Below are 16,537 nucleotides of genomic sequence, written 5' to 3'. Positions count from 1 at the left end.
CTCACTCGCCTCCCACGGCGGCCGCGGCGGCCTCGCGCGCCGGCGAGCGCCTCGCGGCGAAGGCGCGCCGGCGGAGGTCGCCGTAGAGGTGCAGGTAGCCGCGGACCATCCGCCGCGGCGAGAAGTCGAGGGCGCGGGCGCGGGCGCGGGACGCCATCTCCTGGCGGGCGCCGGGATCGTCGATCAGCGCCTGGAGCGCGCGCCGGAGCGCCTCCGCGTCGCCGGGATCGACGTAGAGGGCCGCGTCCCGCCAGATCTCGCGCAGGCTCGGGATGTCGCCCAGGACGAGCGCGCAGCCGGAGAGCGCCGCCTCGAGGACCGACAGGCCGAACGGCTCGTAGCGGGCCGGGTGCGCGTAGATCGACGCGCGGGCGAGCGCGCCGGCGACGCCGGAGGGAGAGAGCACGCCGAGGTGCTCGAGCGACGGGATCGGCCGAGAGCCCCCGCCGGGGTGGACGTCGCTGCCGGCCACCCGGATCGGCCAGGGCAGGTGAGGGGCCACCTCGCCGAGCGCCGCGACGTTCTTGGCCTGGTCCCAGAGCCGCCCGACCGCGAGGAGGAACGCCTCCTTGGGCTGCGGGGCGAACCGATCGGGGTCGGCCGCGTTGGGGATCACCGCCGCGCGCGTGTGGGGGGAGAGCGCGCCGTGGTGGCGCAGCAGGGCGTCGAGCATCGCCCGGGTCGGCGCCACCACCGCGGACGCGGCGGCGAGCCCGCGGGCCACCTCGCGCCGGTAGCGATCGTACTGCGGCGGCGCCTCCCCGCCGAGGACGGCGGACCACCAGGAGAGGACGCAGGAGTGCGCCACCACGAGCGTCGGCGCGCGGAAGCCGAGCGCGCCGTGCGCGTAGCCGTTCAGGTGGACAACGTCCGGGCGGACGCGCTGCTCGAGATCGAGGAGCCAGTCGCCGGCGCGCGCGACGTCGTCCCAGGGGTCGTCCATCCACTCGAGCCGGTACGAGCTCTCGAAGACGGCGAGCCCGGGCACGCCGCCCGCGGCCTCGCGCTGGGGCGCCGAGAGCGGCCCGCCCATCGTGGCGAGCGACGTCCGCACCCCGTGCGCCGCGAGCGCGCGCGCGAGCTCGATCGCGTAGGAGAAGACGCCTCCCACCGTGTCGGCGGTCATCAGGACGGAGCCGAGCTCGTGCAAGGCGTTACCCATGGCCCGGCGCGGCGACTTCCAGCTCGGAGAGCGGCAGGGGGCGGCTCTCCTGGATGTCGCTGAAGTGATCGAACTGAACGAGGTAATGCTCGACCGAGCGCTCCCACGCCTGGTCGTCGGGGCGACCCCAGCGCATCGTGTAATCGGGCGAGCCCGGGTACGGGAACATCGGCACCGGCTCGTTCGCCCAGACGCCGTGCTGCCGGAGCCGCTCCCGGAAGGCGGTGACGTCCGCCGGGTCGTCGGTCTGCGACTGGATCAGGTTCGCCTGGACGAAGGGGACGCTCTTCTTCGCGTGGATCAGGAGATCGCTGAGCTGCTCTGTCGAGAGCTTGCAGTGCTTGGCCAGCAGGCTCCTGCCCTCCTTCGTGATGCTCTCCACCCCCGCCTCGATCGAGACGCACCCCGCTTTCCCGAGCAGATCGAGCATCTCGCGGCTCCAGTTGTCGATGCGCATCTGGATGCCGAACGACACAGGGCGATCCACGAGCGCCTCGAGCAGCGGGCGGTCGGGGAGGAAGATCTCGTCGATGAAATAGACGTAGCGGACGCCCTGCGCGATGAGCCCGTCGAGCTCGTCGAGGAGCACCGGGAGCGGGCGCTTGCGGTAGCGGTCGCGGAAGTTGTCCTTCGCGCAGAAGGTGCAGTGGTAGGGGCACCCTCGCGACGCCTCGACCTCGGCGCCCGGGCCGACCGGCGTGCTGTCGAAGCGGTGGTGATGGTGGGCGTGGCGCGCCATCGTGGCGTCGTCCCAGCGCAGGGCCGGGAGCCGGGTCATGTCGGCGCCGTGCGGGCCGCCCTGCACGCGCGCCTCGTCGCCGTCGACGTACGCGATCGACGCGATCTCGCCCCAGCGCGAGCGCGGGAGATCGGCGAGCTTCACCAGCACCTCCTCGCACTCGCCCATCACGACCGCGTCGACCCCGAGCTTGCGCAGGGTGGCGCGCGGGGTGGTGGAGGCGTGGGGGCCCACGGCGAACCGGAGGCCCGGCAGGCCGCGCAGGGCGTGGAGCGTCTGCTGCGGGACCCGGAGCTCGGGCGGCGCGCAGCGCCAGAAGAGGTAGCTCGGCGCGGTGGTCACCACGACGGCGTCGGGGCGGAGCGCGGCCACCTCGTCGCGCACGGCCTCCTGGGAGAGACTCCGGGCCTGGGCGTCGACGATCGTCGCCTCGTGCCCCGCGGCCTCGAGCAGCGCCCTGGCGTAGCCGTACTCGAGCGGCAGGTGCGGCTCGCGGCACCCGAAATAGATGCTCCCCTCGAAGCTCCAGGGCGGGTTGACGAGCGCGAACCTCACCCGACGCCCTCCATGCGCAGCTCCTCGGTCGCCTGGCCGGCGGCGGCCTTGCCGGTGCCGGTCATCTCCTGAAGCCAGCCGTGGAGCTTGCGGACGCCCTCGCGGACCCGGACGCGCGGCCACCACCCCGTGGCCGCGGAGAACCGGCGGCAATCGGAGACGTAGTAGCGCTGATCTCCGGGCCGCCACGCCTCGAAGCCGGTCGCGGGGCGCTTGCCGTCGAGCTCCTCGATGAGGTCGAGCAGCTCGAGCAGGCTGATGGTGTTCTCCGGGCCCCCGCCGATGTTGAACGCCGTCGCGGAGATCTGCTCGATGTTCTTGCGGGCGAGGAGGAAGGCGTCGACGAGGTCGTCGATGAACAGCACGTCCCGGACCTGCATTCCGTCGCCGTACAGCGTGATCGCCTCCCGCCGGAGCGCCTGGAGGAGGAAGTGGGCCACCCAGCCCTGGTCCTCGGTCCCGAACTGGCGCGGGCCGTAGATGCAGCTCATCCGGAACACCGCCGCCGGAAGCCCGAAGGTGCGGGCGTAATCGATGACGTACTGGTCCGCCGTGCCCTTGGAGCAGCCGTACGGGCTGTGGAAGTCGAGCGGGCGGGCCTCGGAGATGCCGGAGGCGCGGAGCCTCGGATCCTCGGGCTCGTAGTGCCGGTCCCGGCACTGGAGCGGGACGTCGGGGAGGCCGCCGTACACCTTGTTGGTCGAGGTGAAGAGGAGCGGCGGCGGGGAGCTCTGGGCGCGGATCGCCTCGAGGACGTTGAGCGTCCCGCGGGCGTTGATCTCGAAGTCCTCCACCGGCCGGACCAGGCTGGTCGTGACCGCGACCTGGGCGGCGAAATGGAAGACGCTCGAGGCGCGCCGGACCGCATCGGCCACCGCGCCGGCGTCCCGCACGTCGCCGGTGATCAGCGTGACGCGGTCGCCGTGGACCCGCTTCAGCCAGTCCACGTTGCGCGCCACGGAGGGCCGCGAGAGGTTGTCGAAGAGGATCACCGACTCGCCCGCCTGGAGCAGGCGGTGGGCCACGTTGGCCCCGATGAAGCCGGCGCCGCCGGTGATCAGCGCCGGGCGCGCCGGCGCGCCGGCCGCGCTTGTCGCATCGAGCTCCGCGGCGCTCATACCGTCAGCCCCCGGCGCTCCAGCTCGGCGCGGGCCTGGGCGACAGCGTCCTTCGCCACCTGCCCCTCGAGCCAGCCAGCGAGATCGCGGAGCCCTTCTTCGAGAGAGACCTGGGGCTCATACCCGATCTTGCGCTGCGCCGCGCCGATGTCGGCGAAGCAGTGCCGGATGTCGCCGAGCCGCGATTTCCCGGTGATCTCGGGGTCGATCCGGTCCTTGCCCATCACCTTCCGGACGTGCTCGGCGACCTCGCGCACGGTGTACGACTTTCCGCTGCCGATGTTGAGCACCTGGCCCACGGCCGAGTCGGCCGTCATCACCCGGACGCAGGCGCGGGAGATGTCGGCGACGCTCACGAAGTCGCGCCGCTGGAGCCCGTCCTCGAAGATCAGCGGGGGACGGTCGTTGAGGAGCCGCGAGGCGAAGATGGCGAGGACGCCGGTATAGGGGTTCGAGAGGGCCTGGCGGCGGCCATAGACGTTGAAGAAGCGGAGGGCGACGGTCGGGATGTTGTAGGCGCGCCCGATCGTCAGGCAGAGCCGCTCCTGGTCGTACTTGGAGAGCGCATAGACCGACTCGAGCGCCGGCGTCTTCGACTCGGGGGTCGGGATGGGCACGAGCACCTCGCCCGCCTCGCTCCGGACCTCCCAGTCGCCGCGCTTGAGCTGATCGAGCGGGCGGCTCGCCCCGGCGACCACCGTCCCGGAGGCGGTCCGGTAGAGCCCCTCGCCGTACACGCTCATGCTGGAGGCGACGATCAGCCGCGACACCGGCTTCTCGGCGAGCGCCTCGAGCAGCACGGCGGTGCCGAGGTTGTTGACCGAGGTGTACTCCTCGATCTGGTACATGCTCTGTCCGACCCCGACCATGGCCGCGAAGTGGTAGACGACGTCCACGCCGCGGAGCGCTGACCTCACCGCCTCCCTGTCGCGGACATCGCCCACGATGAGCTCGACCTCCGGGTCGAGGTACGCCGGGCGCTGGCGCTCGGGGCCGTGCACCTGGGGTAGGAGGCTGTCGAGCGCGCGGACGCGGTGTCCCTGGCGCAGGAGCTCGTCGGCGACGTGCGAGCCGATGAACCCCGCTCCACCCGTGATGAGGACGTGACTGGCCATATTCCTCTTGGTCGATGATTCATTGCGTGGCACATCGCCACGCGCCTGAGCGGACCAGGCGAGACCTGACGATCGAGGCAGGTCTCCCGTGCTGCCGCCCTGCAGTCTGAACGATCCGCTGCGCGGCGTGTCCGGGTCTGTTCGCTACGGACATCGTACGATCGATGCCCCGGACGCCATCCGAGTAACATGTAATCCACGAGCCCGCAAGACCGGTCTGTGAGAGTTTCGACACGTTCCCGTCCAGTACGAGCTCCTCAGTTCCAACGAGGACTACTCTGATTCCGTCAAGCTATCCGTGATTTGACTGACAGGCCCCTGGGCAGGTGTGTACCGCGCGAAACGCAGCACGGGACGCGGAGGTGACGAATCGACAGGTCGGCGCGACATCAGGGGATACCAGTGTTGGTTCTAGGGAGCTTCCGTAGCCACTGCTTCACAGCGCATTGCTCAGCGCTTTCGATCTTTCTCCCGAGCCACCCCGTGGTGGACAGACCTCCCGGATAAAGGAGCCGGAAGGCGGGCGTGTCAATCCGATTCGGCCCGATTCGGCGGCGCCGCACCCTTCTTGCCGGCCGGGCGTCCTGATTCGCATTCCGATGAGCGAGGGGAAATTCTACGAATATCTGTCGCAAGATGAGGGGGAGCGCGCGGTGCTGTCCCCGACGGGGTGGGAGTGCTGCTAAGCTCGCCGTCGCCCGGCTGCGGGTCTCCGGCACCACGGAGGAGTCAGCAAGGAGAGGAGCCATGATCGTCGTCACCAACCGCATTCCTGTCGCCGAGGGCCACGAGGCCGATTTCGAGGACCGCTTCAAGAACCGGGTTCATCTGGTCGACCGCGCGCCCGGCTTCATCCGGAACGAGGTGCACCGGCCGAAGCCGATGAAGCTCGACCACGCGACGGGCGCGTGGAGCCCGGACCCGGACGCCCAGGGGTTCTACGAGGTGAAGACCTGGTGGCGATCGATGGACGACTTCATCGCCTGGACGAGGAGCCCCGCGTTCGCGGAGGCGCACCGGAACCGCGCGCCGAAGGAGATGTTCGCGGGCCCGAGCAAGCTCGATATCCACGAGGTGTTCCTCAGCACCGATCTGCAGGAGTGAAGGGAGGGCCTGCCTGCCCGGCGGTCGCGAGCGCCGTCGGGGAGGGCGGAGCGCGTCCCTGCTCGACGCCGCCCGGAGCGCACGGGTGAGGGGCGCCGCCGGCATACCGATTGCGATGACACTCCATCAGCCGGGCTGCCACGAAGGGCAGTCGAGCCCCGCAGCATCCAGGGTGCGAGGGGACGGCGCTGGAGCGCATCGCTCCGGAGCTGGTGTCGATCGCCGGCACCTGACCCGCAGGGCGCTGGCGGTCTTCTCGCTCGAGGTCGCCGTCACCTGCGCGCCCGATCGAGGCTGCCGCCGGATCGCTGGAGGGAGCTCATGGCGCCACACCGGGCGCCGCTCGCGGGAGAAGATCGGCTGGCTGCGACGCCGCCGGGAGGCAGCGGGGCCCGCGCGGAGCCGCGTCTCGGCGGCTCCGCGCGAAGCAGGGCGGGGGATCAGGCCACGAGCCGCGGCCTCAGTGGGTCGTCGAGCCGCCGAGCGTGGGGACGTGCTCCTCGCCGTCCAGGGGGGCATCGGCGCTGGTCGCCGAGGCAGCGGCGCTGAACGACGAGAAAGCGGCGCTGGCGGCCGTCGAGGAGCAGGCCCCCTCGCACGACGCCTCCTCGATGAACGACTTGAGGACCTGCCACCGGTGGGGGAGGAACTTCCACTCGAGCTGCGCCGAGATCTGGCCCTGCTCGTCGACGTGGACGAACGAGCTGGGCGTGCGAGACGAGTCGTGCCCCAGCCACACGTGGAAGCCGCCGAGGCTGCCGCTGCCGCTGAGCTGGTGGCACCCGGCGCACGACTGGGTGGTGGCGCGGGCGGCGGCGTCCTCCGCCGTGACCGCGTTGGGCCAGAGGCCGCGGTCCTGGAGGATCGGACCGAGCTCCGTCTCGATGCTGGTCATGAACGCGGTGTTCCCCTGGATCTGCCCCTTGTAGTCGTTGCTGGAGTCCACCTTGCTCTCGCCCGAGTTGTAGACGTCCGGGGTGGGCAGCGTGAGGAGCGAGATTTTGTTCTCGTCGTCGCCGGCCGGCACGAGCCCGTCGAGGGCGTCGAGGAAGCTGCTCTGGAACAGGACGTCGCGGTTGTCGCCCGTGTGGTCCGGGGTGTAGGAGTTGCTGAACAGGGGACCGAACGGGTTGTCCTTCACCGTGACCGGCTTGACGAAGAGCCTGACCGAGCTGTTCGGGCCGTTGTTGTCCTTGTCGAGCTTGAACTCGCGGAGCATCCACGGGAAGCCCATGAACTGGTTCGTGCGGATCTGGCCGGTCCCCTGCATGAAGTGGGACGCCTTGATGACCGGCTCGAAGCCGGGCAGGCCGTCGACGTAGAACTCCTTGAGCTTCTCCTTGCGCGTGTCGTCATCCAGGGTGGAGAGGTCCGCCCAGAACTGCGCCACCGGGAGGCAGGCGGCGAGCTCGCACTCGGGGTGCGGGTTCGGGAGCTGGGCCTCGAAGATGATGAAATTGCGGTTGAGTATGTTGGTCTGTCCGGACTTCTTGGCGTAGATGATCCGGTACTCGCCGCAGTGCGCGCCGTCCACCGGCGCGAGGTCAAACCGGTTCACGAGCGCGATCGGCTCCATGAAGTCATCGTCCGCGGGGTCGAACGGGTGGCTGTCGGCCTGGGCGAGCGCGCCCTCGGGCCTGGGGCACGCGTACTCGAAGTCGTTGAGCCGGCCATTGTTCGCGTCGACCATGCCGTTGTCGTTGCAGTGGATGCCGTCGGTGAAGGCGGCGCCAGTCCCGGACTTGTTCTGCGTGTCCCACCAGCGCTTGTAGAGCTCCTCGGCATCCTGGTTGGAGCCTTCGCTGGCGATGATCTGCTTGAGGACGGATTCGAGCTTGAACTCGTTCTGGGCCAGGATGGCCTGGTCCCGCTCCTTCGTGACCATGAAGGACTTCCGGAAGTCCATGTGCGGCACGGACGCGGGGCACGTCAGCGCCTCCGCGCTCTCGGCCGTGAGCTCCTGGGCCTCGCCGGCCGCGGCGACGACGTCGTCGACCGGATCCGTGCCGCCGCAGGCGCCCAGGGAGATCGACGCCGCGGCGCACATCACCGCTGCGATGAAGGGGAACTTGGAGACATAACGAAGGTGCATGATCGCTCCTGTGGAGGGGGACGGACCGGGATCGCTCCGGAGCGGCTCGCGCTCCTGAGGCTGATCCGCCTCGGGCCGTAGCTGCGCGGCGCGCCTCGTCGGAGCGAGGCCCGGCCGTGGCAGCCCGGCTCTGCTGGCACCATCGCAATCGGCATGCCGCCCCGCGGCGTGAGGGCGCTTCCGGCGAGTCGCGCGCCGCGACCCGCCGAGCGCGGCGCAGGAGCGCCTGCCGCCCGAGCGTGCGCGCGCGCGGGTCCAGCCTGCGCATGGCAAGCTTTGCCGTCCTGGCAAGGATTGCCATTCACGAAAGGCAGGGGGCGTGGCAAGCATTGCCGTCGCGCCCGCCCGCGCGCCGACACGCCGCGCGCATCGTCCCTCCAGGCGCACGCGCTTCGCGCACGCGCGGGAGCCGTGCGCCGTCGAGCCGCCGCGCGCTACATTCGGGGGCGGATCGACCGGCAGCGCCCTCCCTGGGCGTAGACCCGCTGCGCGGCCTCTGTTATAACGGAGGCCCGTTCACGAAGGAGGCCAGCGCATGCGGTTTCGTCCGGATCCCACCTTTTATCCGTCTCCGCGGCTGGCGATGGAGGCGCCGCCCGAGCGGCTGGCCTATGTGACCGCGCTCGACGCGGGCGCCGCGCTGAAGCGCCAGGGCGAGCTGCGCCACGACGCGCTCACGGTGGTCGATCTCGATCCGAGGTCGCCGTCGTATGGCACGCTCGTCTCGGTCAACGAGCTGCCGACCTACGGCGACGAGCTCCACCACTCGGGCTGGAACGCGTGCAGCGCCGCGCTGTGCCCCTACGCGCCGCACCCCCACGTGGAGCGCCGCTATCTGCTGCTCCCGGCGCTCCGCTCGTCGAACATCTTCGTCTTCGACGTCAAGTCGGACCCGCGCCGCCCCGAGCTCGTCCACACCGTCCGTGCCGAGGAGATCGCGAAGAAGGCCGGCTATTCGCGCCCGCACACGCTGCACTGCGGCCCTGACGGCATCTACGTGAGCGCGCTCGGCAGCCCCGACGGCGACGGGCCCGGCGGGATCTTCGTGCTCGACTGCGAGAGCTTCGATGTCCTCGGCCGCTGGGAGATCGACCGAGGGCCGCAGTTCCTCCACTACGACTTCTGGTGGCACCTCGGCCACGACACCCTCCTCACGAGCGAGTGGGGGACGCCGAGGATGATCGAGGACGGCGTGAATCCGGAGCTCCTCCTCGGCAAGAAGTACGGCCACAGGGTCCATGTCTGGGACCTCCGGAAGCGCAAGCACCTCCAGGCGCTGGATCTCGGCGACGAGCACCAGATGGCGCTCGAGCTCCGCCCTGCGCACGATCCGACGAAGGCCTATGGCTTCGTCGGCGTGGTCGTGAGCGTCAAGGACCTGTCCGCCTCGGTCTGGCTCTGGCATCGCGACGGCGACAGGTGGGCGATCCGCAAGGTGATCGAGGTGCCCGCCGAGCCCGCGGACCCGGGCTCCCTGCCGCCGCTGCTCCAGGGCTTCAAGGCGGTCCCGCCGCTCATCACCGACATCAACCTCTCGCTCGACGATCGGTTTCTCTATGTGTCCTGCTGGGGCACGGGCGAGCTCCGGCAGTACGATGTGTCGGACCCGTTCCACCCGAAGCTGACCGGCTCGGTGCACCTCGGGGGTGTCGTCCGCAGGGCGGCGCATCGCCGCTCCGGGCCGCTGCGGGGCGGGCCGCAGATGGTCGAGGTGAGCCGCGACGGGCGCCGGGTCTATTTCACGAACTCGCTGTATGCCTCCTGGGACGAGCAGTTCTATCCGGAGGGCGTCGGCGGCTGGATGGCGAAGGTCGATGTGGCGCCCGGCGGGGGCATGGCGCTCGACCCCGAGTTCTTCGTGGATTTCGGCCCGCTCAGGCCTCACCAGGTGCGGCTCGAGGGGGGCGACGCGTCGTCCGACTCGTTCTGCTACCCGTAGGCGGCGATGACGCCCTGGCTCACGCTGGCGCTCCTCGGCGCTTACCACGGCATCAACCCGGGCATGGGCTGGCTGTTCGCGGTCGCCCTCGGCTTGCAGGAGAAGAGCGGCCGCGCGGTGGGGCGGGCGCTCGTCCCGATCGCGGTCGGCCACGCGGCGTCGATCGGCCTCACGGTCGCGCTGCTCGGGCTCGGGCTCGCGAGCGTCCCCGCCGCGGCGCTGCGCTGGATCACGGCGGCCGCGCTGGTCGCGTTCGGCGTGCTCAAGCTGGTGAGGCCGCGCCACCCGAGGTGGGTCGGGATGCGCGTGGGGTTCCGCGATCTGACCTGGTGGTCGTTCCTGATGGCCACCGCGCACGGGGCGGGGCTCATGCTGCTCCCGGTCTTCCTGCTCGGCGCCGACAACCCGGCTCCGTGCCACGGCGGCGGGTGTCACAGCGCGGCCGGCCTGTCGCTGACGAGCCCCGCGGGCTACCTCGCGGCCGTCCTCGTGCACACGGCCGCCATGATGGCGGCGGCCGCCGCGGTCGCGCTCGTTGTCTATCACAAGCTCGGCGTCGCGATCCTCCGCACGGCGTGGTTCAACCTCGATCGCGCCTGGGCTGTCGCGCTCATCGGGGCCGGCGTCATCGCGGTGCTGCTCTGAGCGGCTTGAAGGCGGGCGGCCTCGTGTACTAGGAGGCCGGCGAGCGTGCTCATCGGGCCGCCGGCCTGCCGGCCGCGGGGCGGCGGTGTCCCGCGGGATTGCCACCATGTCAGAACATCATCCAGCGGCGTGGGACACCGACGTCGAGACGTGGCGCCCTGCGAGGTCGGGGCGGGGCCCGGAAGCGCGCCAGGAGGGGCCGCGCGTCGAGGCGGCGCGCGGGCGGCCGGCCCTCGTGTCGAGGCGGGTGCTGTATCTGCTTCCCAACCTGATCACGCTGTCCTCTGTCTTCTGCGGCTTCGACGCGGTACGGCGCTCGGCCTCCGCGCGATCGGACGAGGATTTCGAGCGCGCGGCGCTCCTCATCCTGTTCGCGATGCTCTTCGACACGCTCGACGGCCGCGTCGCGCGGATGACCCGGACCGAGAGCGCGTTCGGGCTCCAGCTCGACTCGCTGGCCGACCTCGTCTCGTTCGGCGTGGCCCCGGCCTTGCTCGTGTACCAGGGTTCGCTGCATCGCCTCGGTCCCGTCGGCGTGATGGGTGCATTCGTGTTCACGGCGTGCGGCGCGATCCGGCTCGCCCGTTTCAACGTGCTCGCGACCCGCGACGCGGGCCGAGCCGCGCCGCCCCCGAAGTACATCGTGGGTCTCCCGGTCACGGGCGCGGCCGGGCTCCTGGTCGCGATCGTGATGACGGAGGGCGCCGCGGGCGGACAGCTCGGCGGCGCCGGCGCGGCGCCGGCGGTGTTTGCGGCGACGCTCCTGGTCTCGCTCCTCATGGTGTCGACGATCCGGTTCAGGTCGTTCAAGGATCTTCGCCTCGAACCCCGCACGGCCCTGGTGCTGGCGTTCGCCCTGGGATCGAGCGCGCTCGCCTCGGCCCGATGGGCGCCGGGGGTCGTCGTCGTGGGGCTGATCGGCGGCTATGTCCTGTTCGGCGTTGTTGAGTCGCTCTGGCGCCTTCCGGCGAGGCGCCGCGGCGCTCCGGGGGAGGCCGCGGGACGATCTCGACATGGGCGTGACCTCATGGGGCCGGATCGCGATGCGCGTCGAGTCCACCACGGTGGTGGACGGAGCGCCGGAACCCCACGTTCCACCGGAGCCGCGCGCCCGCTTGGACGAGGCCGATCCCGAGGAGGATGACCGCTCCTCCCGCCACGACCGTGGCGCCCGGCGGCTCTCCCAGCACGACCCAGGCGATGGCGATGGCCGTCGGCGGGACCAGGTAAAGAAGGCTCGTGGTCCGACCGACAGGGAGCCTCGCGAGCGCGTACGACCAGGCCAGGTACGCGACGGCGCTCGGGAAGGCGCCGAGGTAGGCCACACCGACCGTCGCCGCGAGGGGCGCGCGCAGGACCTCGGCCCAGAGCCCGCGCGAGAAGCCGGCCAGCAGCGCGGTGCCGCCCCAGACCGTATAACAGGTGAGCTCCAGCGGGCTGTACCGCTGAAGGAGCGGCTTTTGCAGGACGAAGTAGATGCTCCAGGAGAGCGCCGCCACCACCACGAGCAGCCCCGCCGGCTGGACGCCGGTCCCAGGGCTCCTCCCGAGCACGATGCTCGCGACCCCTGCGAACCCCAGGACGAGGCCCGCCCAGCCGGTCTTGCCGAGGCGCTCCCCGAGCAGGAACCGGGAGAGTACTGCCGTGAAGAGGGGGGTGGATTGCGCGAGCAGGCTCGAGGCCCCGGCGCTGATCCCGCGCTGGCCGAAGTTCAACGCGACGTGATGGAGCGCGACCCCGAACACCCCGAGCGCCGCGAGGCGCGGCACGTCGCCCGGCCTGGGGGCCCGGATGCCGGCCCACGCCGCAACGATGCACATCACGCACGAGGCGATGATGAACCGCATCAATGCGACGTGGCCGGGCGTGTAGCCGAGGAGCCCGAGGCGGATGCCGGTGGGCGACGATGCCCAGCAAAAGATCGTCACCGCCACGGCTGCCGCTGTCCTGCGCTCCATCTTGGGCAGCCTTCAGGCAGCGGCGCGGATCCGGCCCATCTCCTCGTGGATGCCGCGCCAGAAGTCGGCTGTGATCTCCAGGAAGCGATCGAAGCCGCTCTTCAGCTCGGCGAGATCGGCGTCGCTCCGGCAGACCTGGTTGGCCGAGACCACGGCCTGCTCCTTGTGGTCCTTCTCCGCCTCGCCGATGTGCACGTAGAAATATTCGCAATTCTCGTGGAACTCATCCAGCGTGCGGAACAGGTGGCGGTAGTTGCGGGCCCCCTCGTAGAGCCGGGTCAGCATCGAGTAGGCGAGCCATTCCTGAGCGAGCAGGGTGCCGAGGACGATGCGCTCGCTGGGATCGGTGTAAAGCCGTCGCTGCTCCGCGACGAACCGCGACGTCGTCGGCAGGATCGGCAGCCGCTCCAGCTCGGCGAGCTGGTAGGGGCGGCCGGCGAGGCGCGAGAGGAGCTGCGTCAAGAACTTCTCCAGGAGGACGAGGTGCGCCTTCTGTGGATTGCCGTAGCCGAACTCGGAGTGCAGGTTCTTCACGATCTCGACCCGCGCAGCCAGATCGCGGGTGCCCAGGAACGAGAGCGCCACCATGGTGCTCGTGTTGGTCGTGCGAACCATGTAGTTGCGCGCAAAGATCTCCACGCGATCGAGGTCGAGCGCTGTCGACATCCAGGCGCTGTAGAAGTCGTTCCTGAGCGCCTCGTGCTCGAACACGCTCTCTGATAGCCTGGAGATAGCTTCTTTCACGTTAGGCATGGTGCGTTCCTCTAAGGGATGGCCGGCGGCCGCCCCCACCACGCCATGGACCAGATGGCCGAGGCCAAGAAGAGAGGGCCGCTTGGTTTACTTCTAACGTTGAAGGCGGCGATACGTGGGCGCCGTCAGCTCGAAGTCGATTTCGTAATGGTGCTTATTCTGTCTGTCAAGGCAGGCCTCGACCGTCGAGATCGCGGCAGCAGCGCGTCGAGCGAGGCATGGCAGCTCGATGAAATAAATGGTCGATGCGCGCCGTCACGCTCGCGCTCGATGGGCGACATTCGCCGAGGCGCGATCCCATGGCGGCGAGCTCGAGCATGGGCCGCGTGCCGGCGTGCTTCGTAAACTCCTCTCTCGTAGCGGAGCCGCCGCGTCGCAAGTTGAAGCCAACGATTTCACGTCTGTCAACGCGACGTCGATTGAATTGATGAATCTTAACAAATCTGCCTCTCGCGTGAAGCAGATCCTCTGTGCCGAAAGCGGCGTTCCGTCCTGGGCAGCGCTCGTCTCTCTCAGTCGCAACCCTCGCTCCCCGCTGAGCAATACACGCTCCACCAGGGGTTGCACTTGTCCGCATCGTCTTCGTCGCCGTCGCTCATGCCGAGCAGTCCAGCGAAGCTGGTCTTGGCGTCCCCGTAGCGCAGGTGCATGTGCTTGACAGCGCTGTCGCCGTGCGGCGGGCGCATGATCACATGATGGAAGGCCTCGCAACCCTCGCCGCCGGAGGCGAGCGAGAACTGAAGCCACACGGATTCCGGGGTCTCCGGGAAGTAGTGGGGATCCGGAGCGAAGCCCTCGTAGGTGTATTCGCACCCCTCGGCGAGCGGCGTTGTGCCTTCTCGATCGCTGTAGAACGAGAACTCTTTCATCTGCTTGAAGACGACTCGTCCTGGATTGCGCGGGTCGTCCGGGCACTCTACAGCCAGCGGATCCGAGGTGTACTCGCCGTCCACGCCGAGGTAGGGAACGCCCTTGTTAGGTTCCTCGGCGACAACCTGGGTGTCGTCGGGATCGTCGTTGCCGCAGCCGAGCAGAACCACAGGAACGAGAGCGCCACACAGCGCGCCGATGAATCGAAACGTCATCTTCTGAACTCCTCTGCCATTGCAAGCCGGCCGAGTTCCGCAACGGCGGAATCTGAGCGGTGGCCGTGATGTAGCACACCTCGGCGTGTCGTGGCACGAATTTTATGATTCGTGCTACGGCGGCTCTGCCGTGTGGATACGGGATGGCACGTGGTCCTGAGCGGGGCGCCGAGGGGGCCCTGGGGGACGGTGGCTGCGGCGGCCCCATCGACGCGCTTCGGTCTCGGCAACAGGCGAGGTCACGCTGAGGCGATCCATGCTGGCGCCCGCATCGAGATCACGAAAGGCTCGTTCACGCGTCCGATCCTGAGGACGTGCGCTTATCGCCTCGTGCTCATCACGGCGTCGACGCCGTCCGCGAGCGTGTCACGCCGCTGCCTGCGGAGGACCGAGACCAGGGCGGCAGCGAGGCGCCCCGCGTCGCAGATCAGCCCGCTGGCCTCCTGCCGCTCGCTGTGCCGGAGGAGCTCCGACAAACCCTCGCGCTGAGCCAGCGCTACTCCGCCCATGACACATGAGCTGCTGAGCTCTCGCAAAGACGGAATTTTGCGGCCCGTAGAGGAAGGTCGCTGTCGGACGCTCGCTAGAACGGCAGCCCGTCCGTGCGCTTGCCGGGCGACGAGCTCCCGCCGAGCGTGTTGTGGAGCACGAACGTCGCTCCCGCCGTAGCATCGAGCTTGCGGTTCATCGACACGCCGTCCTGGCCCGCGAGCGCGGACGAGTACGTCACGCTATCCACGGTCGCCGCCGACGCCCTCCGCAGCGTGAGCGTGTCTCCGCTGTTGCCGAGGCCCAGCGCTCCCGTGGACGCGCCGACGGCGCCGCTGCCGATCGGCACGGCCGAGGCGTTGCCGTACACCACGATGGCCGTGGAGGGCGCGAGCGACACGCCGCTTGGGAAGGTGTGCCGCGTCCCCGTGGCGTCGGAGAGCGTCCACCCTCCGAGCGAGGCTGTCCCCGTGCCGATATTGACGATCTCGACGAACTCCGCGTTCACGTCGCTGCCCGGCTCGTTCGCGAGGATCTCGTTGATGATCACCGTGGCGGTGCCCGTGCCGCCACCCCCGGCCCCGCCGCTGCCGCCGCCGCCGCCACCGCCACCGCCGCCGCCGCCGCTGCCGCCGCTGCCGCCGCTGCCGCCGCTGCCGCTGCTGCTGCTGCTGCTGCTGCTGCTGCTGCTGCTGCTGCTGCTGCTGCTGCTGCCCCCGTCGGGGATCATGAAGTCCCGCACCACGCCCATGTGCTGCATGTTGGACGCGCCGCTGTCCGCCGAGAGCGCAGGGCTGATCTCGGAGAGCGGCGAGTAGACGCGCGTGTCCACCACGAGCCCGTTCGCGAAGCTGCTCCCGCCGATCGTGACGGCGACCTCGTGCGGCTCGAGATCGCTGTCGACGAGCACCCAGTCGTACGGCTTGGTCCTGCCGGCGTTCGTGTTCTTGTTCCCACCCGCGTCCGCGGGGTAGGGCTCCTGCGCGACGACGACATCCCTCAACGTCGAGACGCACGCCTCGGTCCTGGATCCCGTGTTGAAGTCGCCGCCGATGACCAGATAATCGCCGTCAGGTACAGTCGAATCGATGAACGACACGAGGGCGTTCGCCTCTATGTTGCGCGCGCTCGCGCTCGCCGTGAGGAAATGGACGCTGACCGCCCAGAGGTCGACCGGACCGGGGATGTCGATCCGCGCCCAGGCGAAATCCCGGTTGCTCACCGACGTGTCGTCCCACTCGCCGGACTCGACGATCGGCCACCGGCTCACGATCCCGTTCGGGATCTGCGCCCCGCCCTCGCGGTAATAGCTGAACCCCGCGCCGAACGCGTCGTCCACGAAGGTACGAATGTCGAAGGCCGTGTTGTCGCCGTAGTTGAACTCTTGCAGCAGCACGATATCGGGCTTGACCCCCCGCATGATGCGCCTGCCGTGCCCGGGATCGTAGCTCTGGTTCGTGCCGCTCGTGAGGTTCGCGGCCATGAGCCGGACCCGCGTCGAGAGCGCCTCGCTGCCCTCGGCCAGGACGGCCGCCTCCGGGCCTATCTCCTCCCCGTGCAGCGGCTCGGCCGCGCACGCGGCCAGGGCGAGCGCCGACACGAGCAACGGAAGACGAACCCACGCGCACCGCTCCGAAATGGACGACGTCGATCGCATATCGTTGCACCGGACCTTTCTCGGGATCCTTTGATTACATCACGAAACAGAGACACAGCGGGAACATGATCGCCCCTGTTCGATGCAGTGATGATGCGGTTCCGGTTGCGAACGAGCGACAGCCGC

Annotated in this window: 13 protein-coding genes; 4 read left to right on the top strand and 9 right to left on the bottom strand. The window is 69.7% G+C overall.

The genetic code is table 11. The features are described from left to right. Position 1 precedes the first annotated feature (1 nt). The 4 genes from WME96_RS35395 to WME96_RS35380 are packed head-to-tail and all read right to left on the bottom strand — an operon-like array spanning position 2 to position 4,689. Entirely contained in the window at positions 2–1,162 is a 1,161-nt protein-coding gene (locus WME96_RS35395; RefSeq protein ID WP_437285998.1) for a glycosyltransferase family 4 protein, read from the bottom strand. Continuing rightward, a complete protein-coding gene (locus WME96_RS35390; protein WP_437285997.1) occupies positions 1,155–2,456 on the bottom strand; it encodes a TIGR04295 family B12-binding domain-containing radical SAM protein in 1,302 nt (433 codons plus the stop codon). The genes WME96_RS35395 and WME96_RS35390 overlap by 8 nt, the downstream gene beginning before the upstream one ends. Further along, positions 2,453–3,574, bottom strand: a complete 1,122-nt coding sequence (locus tag WME96_RS35385) for an SDR family NAD(P)-dependent oxidoreductase (protein WP_437285996.1) — start codon at positions 3,572–3,574, stop codon at positions 2,453–2,455. Before WME96_RS35385 ends, WME96_RS35390 begins: the two co-directional genes overlap by 4 nt. Then, on the bottom strand, positions 3,571–4,689 hold the full coding sequence (locus tag WME96_RS35380) for an SDR family NAD(P)-dependent oxidoreductase (protein ID WP_437285995.1): 1,119 nt from the start codon (positions 4,687–4,689) through the stop codon (positions 3,571–3,573). Before WME96_RS35380 ends, WME96_RS35385 begins: the two co-directional genes overlap by 4 nt. A 747-nt stretch (positions 4,690–5,436) precedes the next feature. Here WME96_RS35380 and WME96_RS35375 point away from each other — a divergent pair. After that, on the top strand, positions 5,437–5,793 hold the full coding sequence (locus WME96_RS35375) for an antibiotic biosynthesis monooxygenase family protein (RefSeq protein ID WP_061608342.1): 357 nt from the start codon (positions 5,437–5,439) through the stop codon (positions 5,791–5,793). Positions 5,794–6,253: 460 nt separating this feature from the next. Here WME96_RS35375 and WME96_RS35370 read toward each other — a convergent pair whose 3' ends face one another. After that, entirely contained in the window at positions 6,254–7,885 is a 1,632-nt protein-coding gene (locus tag WME96_RS35370; RefSeq protein WP_437285994.1) for a hypothetical protein, read from the bottom strand. 535 nt (positions 7,886–8,420) lie between these two features. Here WME96_RS35370 and WME96_RS35365 point away from each other — a divergent pair. From WME96_RS35365 to pssA, 3 genes are all read left to right on the top strand, one after another. Then, a complete protein-coding gene (locus WME96_RS35365; protein ID WP_437285993.1) occupies positions 8,421–9,824 on the top strand; it encodes a selenium-binding protein SBP56-related protein in 1,404 nt (467 codons plus the stop codon). Positions 9,825–9,830: 6 nt separating this feature from the next. Next, a complete protein-coding gene (locus WME96_RS35360) occupies positions 9,831–10,469 on the top strand; it encodes a hypothetical protein (protein WP_061616008.1) in 639 nt (212 codons plus the stop codon). A gap of 106 nt (positions 10,470–10,575) precedes the next feature. Beyond that, positions 10,576–11,613: a CDP-diacylglycerol--serine O-phosphatidyltransferase gene (pssA, locus tag WME96_RS35355; protein WP_437285992.1), complete on the top strand. Its 1,038-nt coding sequence runs from the start codon at positions 10,576–10,578 to the stop codon at positions 11,611–11,613. Here pssA and WME96_RS35350 read toward each other — a convergent pair. The 4 genes from WME96_RS35350 to WME96_RS35335 all read right to left on the bottom strand — a co-directional run bounded on the left by WME96_RS35350 (position 11,495) and on the right by WME96_RS35335 (position 16,354). Continuing rightward, a complete protein-coding gene (locus tag WME96_RS35350) occupies positions 11,495–12,427 on the bottom strand; it encodes a DMT family transporter (protein ID WP_437285991.1) in 933 nt (310 codons plus the stop codon). The two genes, pssA and WME96_RS35350, sit on opposite strands and share 119 nt — an antisense overlap. Before the next feature lie 12 nt (positions 12,428–12,439). Beyond that, positions 12,440–13,180, bottom strand: a complete 741-nt coding sequence (locus tag WME96_RS35345; protein WP_437285990.1) for an iron-containing redox enzyme family protein — start codon at positions 13,178–13,180, stop codon at positions 12,440–12,442. Positions 13,181–13,692: 512 nt separating this feature from the next. After that, a complete protein-coding gene (locus WME96_RS35340) occupies positions 13,693–14,265 on the bottom strand; it encodes a hypothetical protein (protein ID WP_437285989.1) in 573 nt (190 codons plus the stop codon). A gap of 583 nt (positions 14,266–14,848) precedes the next feature. Beyond that, on the bottom strand, positions 14,849–16,354 hold the full coding sequence (locus WME96_RS35335; protein ID WP_437285988.1) for a lamin tail domain-containing protein: 1,506 nt from the start codon (positions 16,352–16,354) through the stop codon (positions 14,849–14,851). Between the last annotated feature and the right edge of the window lie 183 nt (positions 16,355–16,537).

Source organism: Sorangium sp. So ce406 (assembly GCF_051474675.1).
Taxonomy (GTDB): Bacteria; Myxococcota_A; Polyangia; order Polyangiales; family Polyangiaceae; genus Sorangium; species Sorangium cellulosum_G.
This window is presented reverse-complemented; position numbering and strand designations above follow the sequence as displayed.